13 protein-coding genes are annotated in these 17,809 nt (G+C 66.5%); 4 read left to right on the forward strand and 9 right to left on the reverse strand.

Annotation, left to right across the window (positions count from 1 at the left end; all coding sequences use genetic code 11):
* Window position 1: 1 nt before the first annotated feature.
* Genes I4484_RS07650 through I4484_RS07680 form a run of 7 tightly spaced genes read right to left on the reverse strand, consistent with a single transcriptional unit; the run spans window position 2 to window position 7,781 of the window.
* On the reverse strand, window positions 2-934 hold the full coding sequence (locus tag I4484_RS07650) for a hydroxymethylglutaryl-CoA lyase (protein WP_197450366.1): 933 nt from the start codon (window positions 932-934) through the stop codon (window positions 2-4).
* Window positions 931-2,892: an aconitate hydratase gene (locus I4484_RS07655; RefSeq protein WP_197450367.1), complete on the reverse strand. Its 1,962-nt coding sequence runs from the start codon at window positions 2,890-2,892 to the stop codon at window positions 931-933. The genes I4484_RS07650 and I4484_RS07655 overlap by 4 nt, the downstream gene beginning before the upstream one ends.
* Window positions 2,885-3,403, reverse strand: a complete 519-nt coding sequence (locus tag I4484_RS07660) for a TRAP transporter small permease (RefSeq protein WP_197450368.1) — start codon at window positions 3,401-3,403, stop codon at window positions 2,885-2,887. Before I4484_RS07660 ends, I4484_RS07655 begins: the two co-directional genes overlap by 8 nt.
* 11 nt (window positions 3,404-3,414) lie before the next feature.
* Window positions 3,415-4,461, reverse strand: coding sequence for a TRAP transporter substrate-binding protein (locus tag I4484_RS07665; protein WP_197450369.1), 1,047 nt, complete (start codon window positions 4,459-4,461; stop codon window positions 3,415-3,417).
* A 57-nt stretch (window positions 4,462-4,518) separates the two neighbouring features.
* A complete protein-coding gene (locus I4484_RS07670) occupies window positions 4,519-5,808 on the reverse strand; it encodes a TRAP transporter large permease (RefSeq protein WP_197450370.1) in 1,290 nt (429 codons plus the stop codon).
* A gap of 10 nt (window positions 5,809-5,818) precedes the next feature.
* The gene (locus I4484_RS07675; protein ID WP_197450371.1) at window positions 5,819-7,036 is read right to left on the reverse strand and encodes a CaiB/BaiF CoA-transferase family protein; all 1,218 of its coding nucleotides are present in this window, start codon (window positions 7,034-7,036) and stop codon (window positions 5,819-5,821) included.
* A gap of 31 nt (window positions 7,037-7,067) precedes the next feature.
* Entirely contained in the window at window positions 7,068-7,781 is a 714-nt protein-coding gene (locus tag I4484_RS07680) for a GntR family transcriptional regulator (RefSeq protein ID WP_197450372.1), read from the reverse strand.
* A 718-nt stretch (window positions 7,782-8,499) separates the two neighbouring features.
* On the opposite strand from I4484_RS07680, the gene I4484_RS07685 reads away from it, so the two are divergent.
* The 3 genes from I4484_RS07685 (at window position 8,500) to I4484_RS07695 (ending at window position 12,958) form a co-directional block, all read left to right on the forward strand.
* The gene (locus I4484_RS07685) at window positions 8,500-10,368 is read left to right on the forward strand and encodes a bifunctional diguanylate cyclase/phosphodiesterase (protein WP_234283519.1); all 1,869 of its coding nucleotides are present in this window, start codon (window positions 8,500-8,502) and stop codon (window positions 10,366-10,368) included.
* 119 nt (window positions 10,369-10,487) lie between these two features.
* Window positions 10,488-10,913, forward strand: coding sequence for a DUF3617 family protein (locus I4484_RS07690; RefSeq protein WP_197450373.1), 426 nt, complete (start codon window positions 10,488-10,490; stop codon window positions 10,911-10,913).
* A 248-nt stretch (window positions 10,914-11,161) separates the two neighbouring features.
* Entirely contained in the window at window positions 11,162-12,958 is a 1,797-nt protein-coding gene (locus I4484_RS07695; protein WP_197450374.1) for a thiamine pyrophosphate-requiring protein, read from the forward strand.
* Between the two features lie 47 nt (window positions 12,959-13,005).
* Here the strand turns inward: I4484_RS07695 and I4484_RS07700 are convergent, their stop codons facing one another.
* Window positions 13,006-16,116 carry an efflux RND transporter permease subunit gene (locus I4484_RS07700; protein ID WP_197450375.1) on the reverse strand — a complete coding sequence of 1,037 codons (3,111 nt, stop codon included), beginning with the start codon at window positions 16,114-16,116 and terminating at the stop codon, window positions 13,006-13,008.
* The gene (locus I4484_RS07705) at window positions 16,116-17,237 is read right to left on the reverse strand and encodes an efflux RND transporter periplasmic adaptor subunit (protein WP_197450376.1); all 1,122 of its coding nucleotides are present in this window, start codon (window positions 17,235-17,237) and stop codon (window positions 16,116-16,118) included. Before I4484_RS07705 ends, I4484_RS07700 begins: the two co-directional genes overlap by 1 nt.
* A 356-nt stretch (window positions 17,238-17,593) precedes the next feature.
* Between I4484_RS07705 and I4484_RS07710 the strand changes: the two genes are divergently transcribed.
* Window positions 17,594-17,785 (forward strand): Flp family type IVb pilin, encoded by a 192-nt coding sequence (locus I4484_RS07710; protein ID WP_197450377.1) that lies wholly within the window; start codon window positions 17,594-17,596, stop codon window positions 17,783-17,785.
* Window positions 17,786-17,809: the final 24 nt, after the last annotated feature.

A 17,809-nucleotide genomic window follows, 5' to 3' on the forward strand; every position in this document is an offset into this window, starting at 1 on the left:
GTCAGTCAACCTTCTCGCGGGGGACCTGGCGCAGGTGGCTGGCGGTCTGGCCGCCGGGCAGCGCGGCGATCAGGTCGGCGGCCTGGAGCAGTGCCGGCAGGTCGATGCCGGTGGCGACCCCGCCGCCGTGCAGGGCATAAAGCAGGTCCTCGGTGGCGGTGTTGCCGGTGGCGCCGGGGGCGAAGGGGCAGCCGCCCAGGCCCGAGCAGGCGGTGTCCACCGCCGTGGCGCCGTGGTGGATGGCGAACAGCGCATTGGCCACGCCCATGCCGTAGGTGTCGTGGCCATGGAAGGCCCACCCCAGCCCCGGCTGAGCGTGACGCTCACGCAGGCGGGAGAAGTGGTCGGCCACCTGGTAGGGGCTGGCGCGGCCGGTGGTGTCGCACAGGGCCACCTCCAGCGGCAGATCGCCGGCCAATTCGAGCGCCCTGCCGAGCACGCGATCGACCTGCTGCCAGGAGACGGTGCCCTCGAAGGGGCAGTCGAAGCTGGTGCCCAGGTCGAGGCGCAAGCGGGTGCCTTCGCTCTGGCGCAGGCAAGCGATGACCCGGCCCAGATCCTCTAGCGACTCGTCGGGGCTGCGCCGCACGTTGCTCTGGTTGTGCGATTCCGATATCGAGACCACGTAGACCACCTCGCGGATGCCATGGGCGAGTGCCAGTTCGGCGCCCTTGAGATTGGGCACCAGCGCCGAGAGGCGCACGTCAGGTCGGTCGGCGAAGGCCGCCACCAGTTCGCCGGTGTCGGCCATCTGCGGAATCGCCTTGGGGCTGACGAAGGAGCCGATCTCCAGGCGCGCCACCCCGGCGTCGAGCAGCGCCTCGATGCAGCGCCGCTTGTCGATGGTAGGCAGCGGGTCGCGGATCGACTGGAAGCCGTCGCGGGGGGCGACCTCGACGATTTCCACGTGTGGCGGTGGCTTGAGTGCCGTCATGACACGCTCTCCTTGGTAGACGAGATACCGCGTTCCCGCAGCCAGTTGATCACACCGCCGGCGGTGAGAATGGCCACCTGGCGCGGGCTTAGCTCATGCACGAGCTCGAGCGGAGCGCCGTCGAGCGTGGCCTGGATGCGCCTCCCGGCGGCCAGTTGGCGCGTCAGGTCGTCGATGGCCAGGGTCTGCCCCTGCTCGATCCGGTCGTAATCCGTCGGGTCGGCGAAGGTCAGCGGCAACACCCCGAAGCAGGGCAGATTCTGCCAGTGGATCCGCGCAATGCTTTTGGCGATCACCACCTGCAGGCCGAGCAATCGTGGCACCAGCGCGGCGTTCTCGCGACTCGAGCCCTGCCCGTAGTTGCTGCCGCCGATGATGGCGTGCCCCGCATCGCCACGCTCCCTGGCGCGCGCCACGTAATCCGGGGCCAGCGCCTCGAAGGTGTGCTCGGCCGAAGCATGGACGTTGCTCCACAGCGGCAGCACGCGTGCGCCGGCGGGCATGATGTCGTCGGTGGAGACGTTGTCGCCGGTCTTGAGCAGGATGGGAACCTCGATGCGGTCGGGCGGCGGGTTCAGCACCGGCAGCGGCGGCGTGTTGTCGGTGGCGAGCAGCGACACGTGCCGTGCGCGCTCGGGAGGCAGCGGCGGCACGAACCAGTCGTCGCTGAGCGTCATGCGCGCCGGCTCGCGCACGTGCGGGTAGGGCATGGCGAGGGTGCGCGGGTCGGTGATCGTGCCCGTCAGAGCCGAGGCCGCCGCGGTTTCCGGGCTGCACAGGAAGACGCTGTCCTCCCGGGTACCGGAGCGGCCCGGGAAGTTGCGCGGCACGGTGCGCAGGCTGTTGCGCCCGGCGGCGGGGGCCTGACCCATACCGATGCAGCCGTTGCAGCCCGGCTGGTGCAGGCGCGCACCGGCTTCGACCAGGGCCGCGAGGTGGCCTTCGGCGATCAGCGCGGACAGCACCTGGCGAGTCGAGGGGTTGATGTCCAGCGAGACCTCGCTGGACACGCGGCGCCCCTTGACGACTTCGGCCACCACTGCGAAATCGCGATAGCCGGGATTGCCGGAGGAGCCGATATAGGCCTGATGCAGCGGTTCTCCCGCGACCTGGGCAACAGGGACCACCTTGTCGGGGCTGGAAGGCAGCGCGATCAGCGGCTCCAGCGCCGCCAGGTCGATATGCTCGTCGCGGTCATAGCGACAGCCCGCGTCGGCGGTCAGCGGTTGCCAGTCGGCCCCCCGATCCCGCGCGCGCAGAAAGTCTCGCGTCACCTCGTCGCTGGGAAAGACGCTGGCGGTGGCGCCCATTTCGGTTCCCATGTTGGCCAGCACATGGCGATCCATGGCGTCTAGGGTGGCCAGGCCGGGGCCGTAGTACTCGAGAATGCAGTTCCTGGCTCCGGCGACTCCGTGGCGGCGCAGCAGCTCGAGAATGACATCCTTGGCACTGACCCAGTCGGGCAGCTCGCCCTCCAGGCGGACGCCGATGACTTCGGGCATCGGCAGGTAGAGCGGCTCGCCGGCCATGGCCATGGCCACTTCGATGCCACCGGCACCGATGGCCAGCATGCCCAGGGCGCCGGCGGCGGTGGTGTGGCTGTCACAGCCCACCAGACTCTGGCCGGGCACGCCGAATCGCTCCATGTGCACGGGGTGGCTGATGCCGTTCCCCGGCCCGCTGTACCACACGCCAAGGCGTTCGCAGGCGCTCTTCAGGAAGAGATGGGCATCGGCGTTGATATTGTCCGGCTGCAGCAGGGTGTGGTCGATGTATTGCACGCTGGGGGTGGTGTGTACTCGTTTCAGGCCCATGGCATCGAGCTCAAGCATGACCAGGGTGCCGAGAATGTCCTGCAGCAGCGCCTGGTCCATGCGCAGGGCAATCTCCTGGCCTGGAACCATCTCGCCACCCACCAGGTGGGCCCGGATCAGCTTGTGACTCAGGGTGTCAGCCATGGGGTACCTCCTCGTCGAGACCGTGGCGCAGACGGGGCAGGGCGCGGGCGGCATCCATCAGGAACTGCAGGCCGAGCGTGGCAAAGCCGATGGGCAGCAGGGCGTAGGGAAAGACCATCGGCGTGCCCAGCGAACTCGAGACGCGCTCGCTGTATTCGTAGGCCTGCAGCGCCATGATGCCGCCTCGCCACACCAGGATGGCGCAGAACACCACGCCGAGCAGGCCGGTGACGATGTCGATCGCGGCGCGGCTGCGCGGCGGCAGCTTGTCCTTGAAGAAGGTGATGCGGATATGCGCATCGTGGCGCTGGGCTTCGGCGGCGCCGATCACGGCCAGATAGACCAGCAGAAAGGAGTTGATCTCCAGGCTCCAGCTGGTCGGGGCCGCGAAGGCGTAGCGCATGATGGCGTCGTAGCAGATCGACACCATCATGAACACCAGCACCGCCATCGAGGTCCAGCGCAGGACGGGCATCAGGCCGTCCCAGCTGCGCGTGGCAGAAGCGGTCATGGGCGCTCTCCTTATGCCTCGCCCAGGGCCAGCGCAATGGCACGGCTGCCGACCTCTTCGCCGACCTCGCCCTTCCAGTGGTCCCAGACGTCCTGGACGCCGGCATTGAAGGTCTCGAGGTCCTCCTCCGTGGGCTCGATGATCTCGATGCCGGCGTCCTCCACTTGCGGCCAGTACTCGTTGGGATAGATATCGTTGTTGCAGTATTCGATGAAGTTCTCGTCGTACCAGTCGTCGGCCTGCTGCAGCACGCCACGCACGTCGTCGTCGAGGTTGTCCCAGGTGTCGCGCAGCATGAACGGCGCCACCGAGAAGCCGGTGATCGGCAGCTTGTAGCAGTACTTGAGCTGCTCCTGCAGGCTGCGTCCGATGATCGTCGAGATGTTGAAGATGCCGGCATCCACGGTGCCGCGTTGCAGCGCCATGTAGGTTTCCGACGAGGGGATGCGGGCCGCCCCCACGTTGTAGGGTTCGAAGGCCTGGGTGGCCTCGAAGCCGACGATGCGTATCTTCTTGCCGCGTACCTCGTCGAGGCTGCGAATCGGGCTCTTCTCGGTGCTCCACAGGTACTCGGGTTCGAGGATGCCGCCGCCGGAAGTGAGCAGGTAGAGATTATCCTCGGCGAGCACTTCGTTGATCAGCTCCATCAGCGGACTGCCCTGGCGCAGGCGCTCCGGGTGGCGATAGAGCTCGCCCACGACCCCGGGCAGACCGGTCACGCCGAGGATGGGGATCGAGCGGGTGATGTACGAGAAGGTGTGGAACATGAAATCGATGCTGCGCGAGCGCAGCGCGGGCAACTGCTCGTCCACCTTGAGCAGCTGGCCGGAATCGTAGAACTCCACCGTCAGCGCATCGCCGCCGCTCTCCTGGAGCATTTCCACGAAGCGATTGGAGCCGTAGGTCAACGCCTTGTAGGAGTCGGGCAGGTAGGTGACTCCGGTGAGGGTGGTGGCGGCGTGGCTGTGGGGAGCGAGCAGGCTCTGGGTACCGAACAGGGTGGCGCCGGCAGTGGCGAAGGTGCCGTACTTGAGTATTTGGCGACGGGACAAGGTCATGGTGAGTCTCCCTTTGTTGTTGTAGCGGTTCATTTCACTGACGTTGCTACGCCGGGGCTACATCAGCCCCGGTAACCACAGGCTGAGGCTGGGCACGAACACGAACAGCATCAGCACGAGGAACTGCACGGCGACGAAGGGCAGGGCGCTCTTGATGATTTCCTCCACCGAGAGTTCGGGGCAGACCCCGCGCAGGGCGTAGAGGTTGAGCCCCACCGGAGGCGTGACCACGGCGATCTCCAGGTTGAGCACCATGACGATGCCGAACCACAGCGGGTCGTAGCCCAGGGCGATGACCAGCGGCAGCAGCACCGGCGTGGTCACCACGATCAGCGACACCGCGTCGACGATCATGCCCAGCAGGATCAGCAGCAGCATCACCGCCAGCAGGATCGCCCAGGCGGGCAGCCCGGTAGCGGTGAGTGCCTCGGTGAGCATCTGGGGCACCCGCACCATGTTGAGGTAGTCGCCGAAGATCTTGGCGCAGCCGATGATCAGCAGAATGGCGCCGCTGATGCGGGCGGTGGTGCCGAGGATCTCGAGGAACTTGGCCCAGCTGAGGCTACGGAACACCAGGGTGGCGATCAGAAAGGCGCCGGCCGCGCCGATGCCGGCGGCCTCGCTCGGGGTGGCCAGGCCCGAGTAGATGGAGCCCAGCACGGCGACCACCAGCAGGGCGGCGTGCCAGATGTTGGCCAGGCTTGCCCAGCGCTGCCTCCAGGTGAAGCGCTCTTTGCTGGCCGGCGCCTCGGCCGGGTTCAGCCGCACACGAAGGTAGATGAACAGCGACAGGGCCAATGCCAGCACGATGCCGGGCACGATACCGCCGATGAACAGGTCGGCCACCGAGACGCTGGACACCGCCCCGTAGATGATGAACGGCACGCTGGGGGGAATCAGCATGGCCAGCGCGCCGGCGCTGACCACGGCACCGGCCGCCAGCGAGCGGCTGTAGCCGCGCTGGAGCATCTGCGGCACGGCGATGGAGCCCACCGCGGCGACGCCGGCGAGGCTCACCCCCGAAACGGCGCCGAACATCGCCGAGGCACCCACCGAGGAGATCGCCAGGCTGCCGCGCAGCCAGTTGAGCCAGCGCACCGCGGCGGTGAACAGGCTCGAACCCACCGGTGTCGCCCCGAGGAAATTGCCCATCAGGATGAACAGCGGCAGGGCGATCAGCTCGAAGGCGTTGAGCTGGCCGAACAACGACGACGGGGCGAAGAAGAACGCCAGCGAGCCGCGGGCCATGTAGAGGCCGATCAGCCCCGACAGCCCCAGGGCGAGGAAGATCGGAAAGCCGATCACGATCAGCCCCACGAGGACGACCAGAACGATGATGGGCTCCATGGCGGCCTCCTCAGATCACACCGTCGGCGCGCAAGGCCTCGATGGCCTCGGCGGTGAGTCCGAGCCAGTCGGAGAGCACGGCCGCGGTGTGCTCGCCCAGGGCCGGACCTACGTGGCGCACCCGCCCCGGCGTCTCGCTGAGGCGCGGGAACACGTTCTGCATGGGCAGCGGTCGGCCCCGGCGATCGGGGACCTCGACGATCGATTCGCGGGCCTGGAAGTGGGGGTCGTCGAGCATGTCGGGGGCGCGGTAGACGAGGCCTGCCGGTACCCCGGCATCGGCCAGGATATCGACGACGTGCTGGGCATCGTGCTGCTGTGTCCAGGCGGCGATCAGGTCGTCGATGGCCTGCTGGTTGTCGCCGCGGGCCCGGTGGGTGGCGTAGTCGGGATGGTCGGCCAGGCGCGGCTGGCCCATCGCCTCGCACAGCCGGCGGAACACGGTGTCCTGGTTGGCGCCGATGATAATGTCGCGTCCGTCGCGGGCCGGATAGGCGTTGGAGGGCGCGATCTTGGGCAGGAAGCTGCCGCTGCGCTCGCGTACCTTGCCGGCGCGGGCATATTCGGGGATCAGGTTCTCCATCATCGCCAGCACCGACTCGAAGATCGAGCTGTCGACTACCTGTCCGTGGCCGGTACGATCGCGCTGATGCAGCGCCATCATGGTGCCCAGTGCGGCGTGCAGCCCGGCCAGGGTGTCGCCCAGTGAGATGCCGACGCGCACCGGCGGACGGTCCGGATAGCCGCTCAGGTAGCGCAGCCCGCCCATGGCCTCGCACACCGAGGCGAAGCCGGCGCGCGAAGCGTAGGGGCCATCCTGGCCGAAGCCGGTGACCCGTACCATCACCAGCCCGGGGTTGTCGCGGGAGAGTGTGTCGTAGCCCAGCCCCCAGCGCTCCATGGTGCCGGGGCGAAAGTTCTCGACCAGCACGTCGGCCTGACCAGCCAGCTCGCGCAGCAGTTCCTGGCCCCGCGGCTGCCGAAGGTCGAGGGTCACCGACTGCTTGTTGCGGGCGATGACGTTCCACCACAGGGGCTCGCCGTTCGCAGGGTCCGCCTCGCCCCACTGGCGCATGGCGTCGCCCTTTCCGGGTGGCTCGACCTTGGTCACCTGGGCGCCGAAGTCGGCGAGCACCTGGCCGCAGTACGGGCCGGCGATCAACTGACCAAGCTCGAGAACCTTGATGTCGTCGAGGGGGAGCGGGGGAGTGGTGTCGTGTGTCGTCATTGTTGTTGTGCTGCCTCTCGCTGGGGCTGGATCAGCCGGGAAGTGCCTGTGGGTCGTCAGGCGCGTCGGGGAATCGCACGTGCAGGGCCTGAGCGGCCAGCAGATGGGAGCGCATCACGCTCTCGGCCCAGGTGGGGCTGCCGGCGGCGATCGCCTCGAGGATCTCACGATGGTGGCGCATGCTGCGGCGCAGGTTGGCCAGGTCGTAGTTACCGAAGTTGCGCCGGATCACCGAGGTCCGCACCACGCCGTCGAGCACCGCTGCCAGGCGCTGGTTGTCGCTCGCGGCGATCAGCTCTCGGTGAAACTCGTGGTTGAGCCGTGCGATCTCGTTGCGCATTTCCGGTTCCCGCTCGATGCGCTCGACGAGGGCTTCCATGCGGTTGGCCAGTGTTTCGAGATACACCAGGCGGGTTCGTTCCATCCGCTCGCTGGCCAGCCTCACGGCCATGGGCTCGAGCACCAGGCGCAGTTCGAAGACCTCGCGAGCGTCCCGCTCGGTCCAGGCCACAACCCGTGCACCGTGGTGCGGAATCGCCTCCAGCCAACCCTCGGATACCAGCTCGCGTAGCGCCTCGCGTACCGGGGTGCGGCTCACGCCGAGCTCTCGTGCGACGCTGGCCTCGCGCACGTACTCCCTGGCTCGGTAGTGGCCGTCGAGGATTCGTTGCTTGACCACGTTGTGGACCTCGGCGGTGGCGGTTCGCACCGCACGAGGTGTTTCGGCAATGGCAGGTTGCGTCATCGTCGTCTCACAGATTGCATGCAATCTAGACTATAGAAACGAATTCCTCGGGCCATTAACGCGACATTGGTCGAAGATTGCATGCAATTCGGATGGGGGTGACACGGAACGTGCTTCTGGGCCTCATTGCCGGCGTCTCGGTGTGGGGTGACATTCAGCATGCAGGGGGCGGCCGGAGGAAGGCGCCAATCTTCAGGCATGAGGTAAAGGCTCATGCTCCTGTTGTAGGTATTTTTCCTACACCGCTTGTCGGTTATTTCCTACAAGAGAACTTATCTCAGGTTAACGGTGTTTTGCTGGAAGGCTGCCATGCTGTCGATAAGGGCAAGGAAGCTCCGCAAGGAAGCCGGGTCAGGAAGACGCCACCCCAAGGATGCCCGGTGAGGATGACCGGGAGAGCGGCAAGGACGCAAGGGTTCGCCCGGCCGCAAGGCCGGGCTCTCTACCTATTCCTACCTTTAGACAGATCCTCTTTGCTTTGGCTCGCTATCGTAACGCTTACGTTCCCCCAAGCCTGAAAAAGCCGCCATCCAGGCGCTGATTCTTTGCTTTCGCTTCATTGCCCGCGGGGTGATGATGGAGAGTCGGCTGCCATGGGAGCGAAGGGGCGGCGCCGTAGAGCAGAGCGGGTCGGCGAAAGCGAGCGCATCGCTAGCGTTGATCAGTTATTTTAGAATGATCTGCTATAACCATGCGTATCCTTTCAACGGGTGACGGGATGTCCAATTCAGACTGGCGAGCCAGGGCTCGTCGATTCACGCTCGCCGGGCTGCCGGCCGGCCTGCCGTCGGTGGCGTTCGCCTCGGCGGGGCTGGGGGCCATGCCGGCCGTCGGCTGGAGCGTGGCGGCGCTGGTCGTGGCGCCGGTTCTGGCACTGGCCGGTCTGGCATACCGCCGCAGATTGCTGAGTGAAGTCGAGCGGCTGCGGGTCAGCCGCGAAGAGCTGACCACCATTCTCGACAGCCTCGACGCCTGCATCTACGTCAAGTCGAGCGATTTCCGCTACCAATACGTCAATCGCAAGGGCTGCGAGCTCGTCGGACTGCCGGCCGAGTCGGTCCTGGGCAAGACCGACCGTGATCTCTTCGATTCGGTCACGGCGGCGGAGCTGCACTTCAATGACCGGCGGGTCATCGAGCAGGGCGAGAAAGTCGTCACCTTCCTGTCGATCAAGCTGCCGTTGCGCCGGGCCGATGGCTCGATTCATGCACTCTGCGGGATCTCCACCGACGTCACCGAGTATCGCGAGATCCAGGAGAGCAAGCACCGGCTGACCTTCTACGATTCGCTGACCGGGCTGCCCAACCGGCGCCTGCTGCTCGATCGCCTGGAGATGGTGGTCAAGGGCACACGTCGCAGCGAGCGCTACGCGGCCCTGCTGTTCATCGATCTGGACGACTTCAAGGTCATCAACGAGACCCAGGGGTTGCAGCGGGGCGACCGCTTCCTGCGCCGGGTGGCGCAGAAGCTGGAAGAGGTCGTGCGCGAGAGCGACACCCTGGCGCGGCTGGGGGCCGATGAGTTCGTGCTGCTCATTCACGACCTCGGCCTCGACGTGGAGCAGGCGGCCCATGCCGCCGAACGCGTGGCCGAGAAGTTGCTGGGCCAGATCACGAGCGCCCAGGCCGACGACGAACAGGTACTGGCCCTGCCGATCTCGGCGAGCATTGGCATCACCTTGTTTGCCAACGGCCAGGCCAACGTCGACAGCGCCATGCGCCAGGCCGACATGGCCCTGCAGCAGGCCAAGTTGGCGGGCGGCAATACCCTGCGTTTCTTCAACGCCGACATGCAGGCCGACGTGATGGAGCGGGTCCATCTCGAGGCCGACCTGCACCAGGCGCTGGCCCGCGACGAGCTGCGCCTGCACTACCAGGTCCAGGTGGACGACCGCGCCAGGGTGACCGGCGTCGAGGCGCTGATTCGCTGGGAGCACCCGCGCCGTGGCCTGGTCCCCCCCGGCCTATTTATTCCGCTGGCGGAGAAGAACCGGCTGATACTGCCGATCGGCTACTGGGTGCTGGAGACCGCTTGCCGTCAACTGGCCGCCTGGTCGCATGAGCGCGGCAAGGAAGCGCTGACGATCTCGGTCAACGTCAGCTCGGTGCAGTTTCACCAGCCCGACTTCGTCGCCCGCGTGCAGCACACCCTGGAGGGAACGGGGGCCAATCCCGCGCGCCTGGTCCTCGAGGTCACCGAGAGCCTGCTGATGGAAGAGCCGGAGCGGGTGCGCAACATCATGCTGCGCCTCAGCAAGCTCGGCATCCGCTTCTCCCTCGACGATTTCGGCACCGGCTATTCGTCGCTGAACTACCTGAAGCGGCTCCCCCTGGACGAGCTCAAGATCGACAAGTCGTTCATCGACGGCGTGCTCGACGATCCGGTCGATGCCGCCATCGTCACCACTACCATCACCCTGGCGAACAGCCTCGGGCTCGAGGTCACGGCCGAGGGCGTCGAGACGGAGGCGCAGCACCGCTGGCTGCTGGAGCATGGCTGCGAGGCCTTCCAGGGCTATCTGTTCGGCCGCCCGCTGGCGCTGGAGGAGCTGGCCCTGGGCGAGCAGGCCAGCGCCACGCTCCCCTGAGCCAAGTCAGGCACGAGTCGCGTTTCCTCCTCTTCCTGCGGCCGCTGGGGTAAGCTGGGCGTGTCGAGTCGCAGAGAAGCGTGCTTCTTCACCACGATCATTCACAACGGAGACCTTTCATGTCCTTTAGACCCTTGCTTGCCGCCGCCGTGCTGATCCTGCCGCTCACGGCCATGGCCGAGTCACCCAACATCGTGCCGGGTCAGTGGCAGTTTTCCAGCACGACGACCGTCAAGGGCGACGTGCCGATTCCCGACCAGACCGACAGCCACCAGGAATGCATCGCCCAGGGCGACCTGGACGACGCCGATTTCCAGTTCCTCGAAGTGGAGGAGGGCTGTGAGCTGCTCGAGCACAACGTCTCGGCGGATGGGGTTGACTACAAGATGATCTGCCGCGCCGACGGTGGCGAGGCCAATATCGACGGCCGCATGGATTTCCTGGGCGAGCGCGTCGAGGGCAGCGTGAACATCGACACCGAATCGCCCATGGGGCAGATGCTGCTGGAGACCAGCATCGAGGGCGAGCGACTCGGCGACTGTTGAGGGCATGGCCGAGCCGGATCATGACGGGGCCACCCTTGGGGTGGCCCTTTGCATGCGCATCAGGCTGGAAGTCATGCCGATTCTTTCTTGCCGCTTCCGTCCGCAACGGGACGAATGAACGCCACCAGGCCGCTCGTCATGTCACGTTGACCATCCCGAATCCTCTGGCTATAGCTCTAGTGTCTTTCATGGAAGGAATGTGCCGGGAGTCCGAAGCCGAGCACTGTCGATGCTATCGGAGGGCAGCTATGAGTGAACTGGTCAGCGACTTCATCATCAGCCGTCTGGGCGAGTGGGGCGTCAAGCGCATCTACGGGTATCCAGGCGACGGCAGCAACGGGATCATGGGGGCTCTGAACCGAGCGGGCGACCGCTTCGAGTTCATCCAGACGCGCCACGAGGAAATGGCGGCGTTCATGGCTTGCGCTCATGCCAAGTTCACCGGCGAGGTCGGGGTCTGTACAGCGACATCCGGACCGGGGGCCATCCATCTGCTCAATGGGCTCTACGACGCCAAGAAGGATCACCAGCCCGTGGTTGCGGTCGTCGGCCAGCAGGCGAGGGCCGCGCTGGGGGGCGAGTACCATCAGGAGGTGGATCTCGTCTCGCTGTTCAAGGATGTTGCCCACGAATTCGTCTACATGGCGACCAGTCCCGCCCAGGTCCGTCATCTGATCGACCGCGCGATGCGTATCGCGCTGTCGGAGCGCACCGTGACCGCCATCGTCATACCCAACGACCTGCAGTCTCAGCCGGCAGTACAAACGCCAGCGCATGCCCACGGCACCGTCCACTCGGGGGTCGGCTATGCGCGGCCGCGCGTGGTGCCTCATGAAGAGGAGCTGCGGCGCGCCGCCGCCGTGCTCAACGAGGGCGAGCGAGTCGCCATCCTGGTGGGTGCCGGGGCGCTGGGCGCCGTCGACGAGGTGATTCAGGTGGCGGAGCGGCTCGGCGCCGGGGTCGCCAAGGCGCTACTCGGACGCGCGGCGCTGCCCGACGACTTGCCCTTCGTGACAGGCTCGATCGGATTGCTGGGAACCAACGCCAGCTGGGAGCTGATGGCCAACTGCGACACGCTGCTGATGATCGGCTCGGGGTTTCCCTATTCCGAATTCCTGCCCGAGGAGGGGCAGGCGCGCGGCGTACAGATCGACATCGATCCGCGCATGCTGAGCATTCGATACCCGATGGAAGTGAATCTGGTCGGCGACAGTGCGGGTACGCTGCAGGCCTTGCTACCGCATCTCGAGCAAAAGACCGACCGCGACTGGCGCGAGCATATCGAGAAGAGCGTTGCCCAGTGGTGGGAGGTGCTCGAGCAGCGTGCCATGGCCGAAGCCGACCCGGTCAACCCACAGCGCGTTTTCTGGGAACTGTCGCCGAAGCTGCCCGACAACTGCATCCTGACCAGCGATTCCGGCTCCGCGGCGAACTGGTATGCGCGTGACCTCAAGCTGCGCCGCGGCATGATGGCCTCGCTCTCCGGTGGCCTGGCCTCCATGGGCAATGGCGTGCCTTATGCCATTGCCGCCAAGTTTGCCTACCCGGATCGCGTCGCCATCGCCTTGGTCGGCGATGGGGCGATGCAGATGAACGGCTGTGCGGAGCTTGTCACCGTTGCCAAGTACTGGCAGCGGTGGGCCGATCCACGCCTGATCGTCATGGTCCTCAATAATCAGGACCTCAACCAGGTGACCTGGGAAATGCGCGTGATGGAGGGCGACCCGAAGTACGAGGCGTCGCAGAACATCCCCGACTTCCCTTATGCCGAGTATGCCGACCTGATCGGTCTCAAGGGGATCAAGGTCACCGAGCCCGAGGCCCTGGCCGGTGCCTGGGATCGCGCCCTGACGGCCGACCGCCCGGTGGTGCTGGAGGTCGTCACCGACCCCAACATTCCGCCGATTCCGCCCCATATCAAGCGTGAGCAGGCCCAGGCCTACATGTCGGCGCTGCTGCACGGCGATCCGGAGGCGCTGGGTACCGTCAAGGCCTCGTTCAAGCAGTTTGCGCGGCAGTTCGTGCCCAAGGTGCGCCGGCATTGACTGAGCGGGGCCGGCGCGCTCGTGGCCCCGGCGCTCGCCATATCGGGTTACGGGTTCGGCGCGCGTGCCATCTCTTCTTCCAGGCGCTGGCGGATCACGCCGGGCGAACCGGTGCGGCGGGCCAGCAGGTCGTAGGCCACCGGCACCACGAACAGGGTGAAGAAGGTGGCGGCCGCCACGCCTGCCATGATGACGGTGCCGATCACCATGCGCGCCTCGGAGCCCGCACCGCTGGAGACGATCAGCGGAATGGCGCCGGCCATGGTGGTCACGGCGGTCATCAGGATCGGCCGCAGGCGGGTCACCGAGGCATCGAGCAGGGCGTCGCGGAAGGCGAGGCCCTGGTCGCGCAGCTGGTTGGCGAACTCCACGATCAGGATGCCGTTCTTGGCCGCCAGCCCGATCAGCATCACCAGGCCCACCTGGCTGTAGATATTGAGCGACTGGCCGGTGAGCAGCAGGCCGAGCAGGGCGCCGCTCATCGCCAGCGGCACGGTGAGCATGATCACGAAGGGATGGACGAAGCTCTCGAACTGCGCCGCCAGCACCAGGAACACCACCAGCGCGCCCAGCACCAGCAGGAAGGTGGTGGCGCCGCTGGCCTCGCGGTAATCCCGCGAGGGGCCGGCCACGTTGGTCTGGGCTTCCGGCGGGAGGATCTCGGCGGCCGTCCGCTCCAGGTACTCGAGGGCCTCGCCCAGCGGATAGCCGCCCTCCAGGTTGGCCTCGATGGTGATGGCGCGGATCCGGTTGAAGCGGTTGAGCGTGCTGGCGCCGGCGAAGTCGGTCAGTGTCACCAGGCTCGCCAGGGGAATCAGCTCGCCCGAGCGGGCCGAGCGCACCTGGATGTTGTCCAGCGCGCGCGGGCTGTTCTGCCTGGCGCGGTCGCCCTCGACGATGACGTCGTACTCTTCGCCGTTGTCGACGTAGCGGGTCACGTTGCGCCCGCCCAGCATGACCTCCAGGGTGCGCCCGATCTCGCTTACCGTGACCCCGAGCGATGCTGCGCGCTCGTAGTCGATGTCCACCCGCAGCTGCGGCTGGGTTTCGCGGTAGTCGCTCTCCAGGTCTGACAGGCGCGGGTTGTGTTCGCGAATGTGCTCGAGCATCAGGTCGCGCCACTCGGCGAGCTGTTCGTAGGTGCCGCCGCCGAGCACGAACTGCACCGGCTTCTGCACGCGCTGGCCGAAGCCTTGGCGCATCACCGGGATGGCCTGGATGCCGGGCAGGTCTGCCAGGCGCCGGCGCACGTCGTCCATGATCTCCCAGGCGCTGCGTCGCTCCCCCCACTCGGCCAGGTTGATGATGGCGAAGCCGCCGTTGAAGTTCTCGATGTTGCCGAAGCCGCGCGGGGCGCGCACCACCACGCGCTCGAGCTCGCCCGTATCCACCAGCGGCTGCAGGCGCAGTTCGATCTCGTCCATGTAGTCCATCATGTAGTCGAAGGTGGCGCCCTCCGGCCCGTTGATCAGGATGAAGAAGTTGCCGCGATCCTCGCGCGGGGTGTACTCGTTGGGCAGCCGCTCGGCCATCCACAGGGTGGCGACCACCAGCGCGACGAACACCGCCAGCACGGCCAGGCGCGCCTTGAGCACCGCTTCGAGCAGCGTACGGTAGAGGCGCTGCGAGCGCTCGAGCAGCCACTGCACGCCACGCGCTGCCAGGCTGTCGTCCATGCCCGGCTTCAGGATCTTCGAGGCCATCATCGGCGTGAGGGTCAGCGCCAGCAGGCTGGAGATGGCCACTGCCGCGGCCATGGTCAGGGCGAACTCGGAAAACAGGCGGCCCACGTTGCCCTGCAGGAAGCTGAGCGGCACGAACACCGCGATCAGTACCAGGGTGGTGGCGATCACGGCGAAGGCGATCTGGCGGGTGCCGCGGAAGGCCGCCACCAGCGGCGTCTCGCCGTAGTCGTGCATGCGGCGGTTGATGTTCTCCAGCACCACGATGGCGTCGTCGACGATCAGCCCGATGGCCAGCACCAGTGCCAGCAGCGTGAGCAGGTTGATCGAGAACCCCATCACCGCCAGCGCGATGAACGAACCGACAATGGCGATGGGCACCGTCACCGCGGGGACCAGGGTGGTACGCACGTTGCCGAGGAACATGAAGATCACCACCACCACCAGCCCCATGGCGATGAACAGCGTCAGCACCACCTGTTCGATGGCACCTGCCACGAACACCGAGGCGTCGAAGTTGAGGCTCAGCTCCATGCCCTCGGGCAGGGTGACCTGCAGCCGCTGCATCTCCGCCTGGACGCCCTGGGAGAGTTCCAGCACGTTGGCAGTGGACTGCATCATCATGCCGAGCCCCACCATCGGCACGCCGTTGGCGCGGAAGATCGAGCGATCGTCCACCGAGCCGACCTCGACCCGGGCCACGTCGCCCAGGCGGATCAGATAGCCATCGCTGCCCTGGCCGATGGCCAGGCGCTGGAAATCTTCCGCTACGGCGAAGGCGCGTGGCAGGCGCACGATGAACTGGCGCTCGCGGGATTCGATCGCGCCGGCGGGCAGCTCGACGTTTTCGGCGCGCAGTGCGATTTCCACGTCGCCGGCGGTGAGGTCTCGCGCGGCCAGGGCGTTGCGGTCGATCCATACGCGCATGGCGTAGTCGCTGCCGCCGCCCACGCGCACCCGGGCCACGCCGGGCTGCACCGAGAGGCGATCGGCGAGGTAGCGGTTGGCGTAGTCGGTCAGCTCCGGTATGGAGTAGCCCTCGCCGGAGAGGCTCAGCCACAGCACGACATCCTCGCTGGAGTCGGTCTTCTGCACTTCGGGTGGCTCGGCGTCGTCAGGCAGGTTGCGCTGGGCGCCACTGATGCGGTCGCGCACGTCGTTGGCCGCGGCATCGATGTCCATCTCGAGGCCGAATTCGATATTGATCCGCGAGTGGCCGTCCTCGCTCGACGAGGTCACCACCTCGATCCCCTCGATGCCGGCGATGCGGTCCTCCAGCACCTGGGTGATGCGCGACTCGACCACGTTGGCCGCGGCGCCGGGGTAGCGGGTGTCGATGCTGATCACCGGCGGGTCGATGGAGGGATACTCCTGCAGCGAGAGCCGCTGCAGCGAGAGCAGGCCGAAGGCGACGATCAGCAGCGCCAGTACCGTCGCCAGCACCGGCCGCTGGACGGAAACGTCGGACAGGCGCATCAGGCCTCTCCCTCACCGCGATTCGCCTCGAGAATCTCGCGGATCGAACTCTCCTCGCTGGCGATGCCCAGCAGCCGCACCCGATCGCCCTCGCGGGCGCGCTGTACCCCGTGGGAGACCACCAGTTCGTCGGGCTCGAGCCCCTCGAGGATCTCGGCCTGGCCGGTGCGGCGCTCGCCGACCTGCACCTCGCGGCGCTCCAGGCGATTCTCGTCGGCCTCGTCGATCACCAGCACGTACTGACGGTCGCCGCTGGGGATCAGCGCCGACTCGGGCACCACCACGGCCTGGCGCGGGCGGCGCTGCAGCACGACCTCCATCAGCATGCCCGGGCGCAGGCGCAGCTCGGGGTTGTCGAGCTCGGCGCGCACCGTGACGCTGCGGCTGACGGGGTCGACCCGGGAGCCGACGCTGGCCACCTCGCCCTCGAAGATCTCGTCGGGAAAGGCCACGCTGCGTGCGCTGAGCGGCAGCCCCGGCGCGAGGATCGCCAGGTAGACTTCCGGCACGCTGAAGTCGAGCTTCATCACGTCGAGCTTGTCCAGCGTGACCAGCTCGGTGCCGGGAGTGACCAGGCTGCCCAGGCTGATGTTGCGAAAGCCCACCACGCCGTCGAAGGGCGCGCGCAGACGGTAGTTGGTCAACCGCGCCTCCAGCGCCTGGATCTCGGCTTCCACCTGGCGCAGGCGCGCCTGGCTGTCTTCCACGTCGGCCCGCGGCGCCATGTTGCGGCTCTGCAGCTGGCTCAAGCGGTCGACCGCGCCGCGGCGCTCGTCGCGCAGGGCCTGGGCGACGCGCAGCTGGGCGCGCTCCTCGCTATCTTCCAGCCGGATCAGCAGCTGGCCGGCCTCCACTGCTTCACCATCGGTGAAGTTCAGCTCGGCGACGATCTCGGTCACCGTGGCCGAGAGCGTCACGCTCTCGTCGGCGCGCAGGGTGCCGAGCGCCTCCAGCGGGTCGGACCAGGGCTGCAGCTCGGCGCGGGCGCCGATCACCGCGGTGCGCTCCTGGGCCGCCGCGGGCAGCGGGGCGGCCAGGGCGAGGCTGGCGGCCAGCCACGCCAGGCCGGCCAGCGAGGCCAGCCGCCGGGAAACAAAGAGAAGAGGGCGCGATGTGTTCATGGGGGCTCTTGTGATGATTCGGCAGTCGCAGGGGGCGCATCCGTCGCCTTTCCTTACCAGCCTACTCGTTCTGGCGGCAGCGAATGTGACAACAAATTCACAACGATGGTTCTACCTTGTGCTTTTGATCGTATAAGCCTTGTACATTTTTCTCAAGGAATGCGTCTCCTGTGCCCTTTCGCGCACCTTTTTTCCCGCCTGCGCAAGATTCTTTCACTGCTCGCAAGGATTCTCCAAGCGTAACTGGTTTGTAACGACGATGCTCAATCACGTGGGCGCTCGGAAGGCCCGACGCTCCCGAACGAAACCATGCATGAATCTCGCAAGGTTACTGACGCAATCAGAAGGAGAAAGTCATGAACAAGCTGATGCAAGGGATCGAGCGTTTCTGGAAGGAAGAAGAGGGAACAGAGGTGGTGGAGTGGGCCTTGGTGGGTGGTCTAATAGTGGCCGTTGGAGCTGCGCTTTTTGCTTTGATTGGAGATGAAGTTAAATTTCATCTAAATGCAATACTTACGGAACTAAAGAAGCGTCCCACCACAACCTAAATCATAAGAAAAGATGTCGCGCCG

Source organism: Halomonas sp. SS10-MC5 (assembly GCF_015992245.1).
GTDB classification, from domain to species: domain Bacteria; phylum Pseudomonadota; class Gammaproteobacteria; order Pseudomonadales; family Halomonadaceae; genus Halomonas; species Halomonas sulfidoxydans.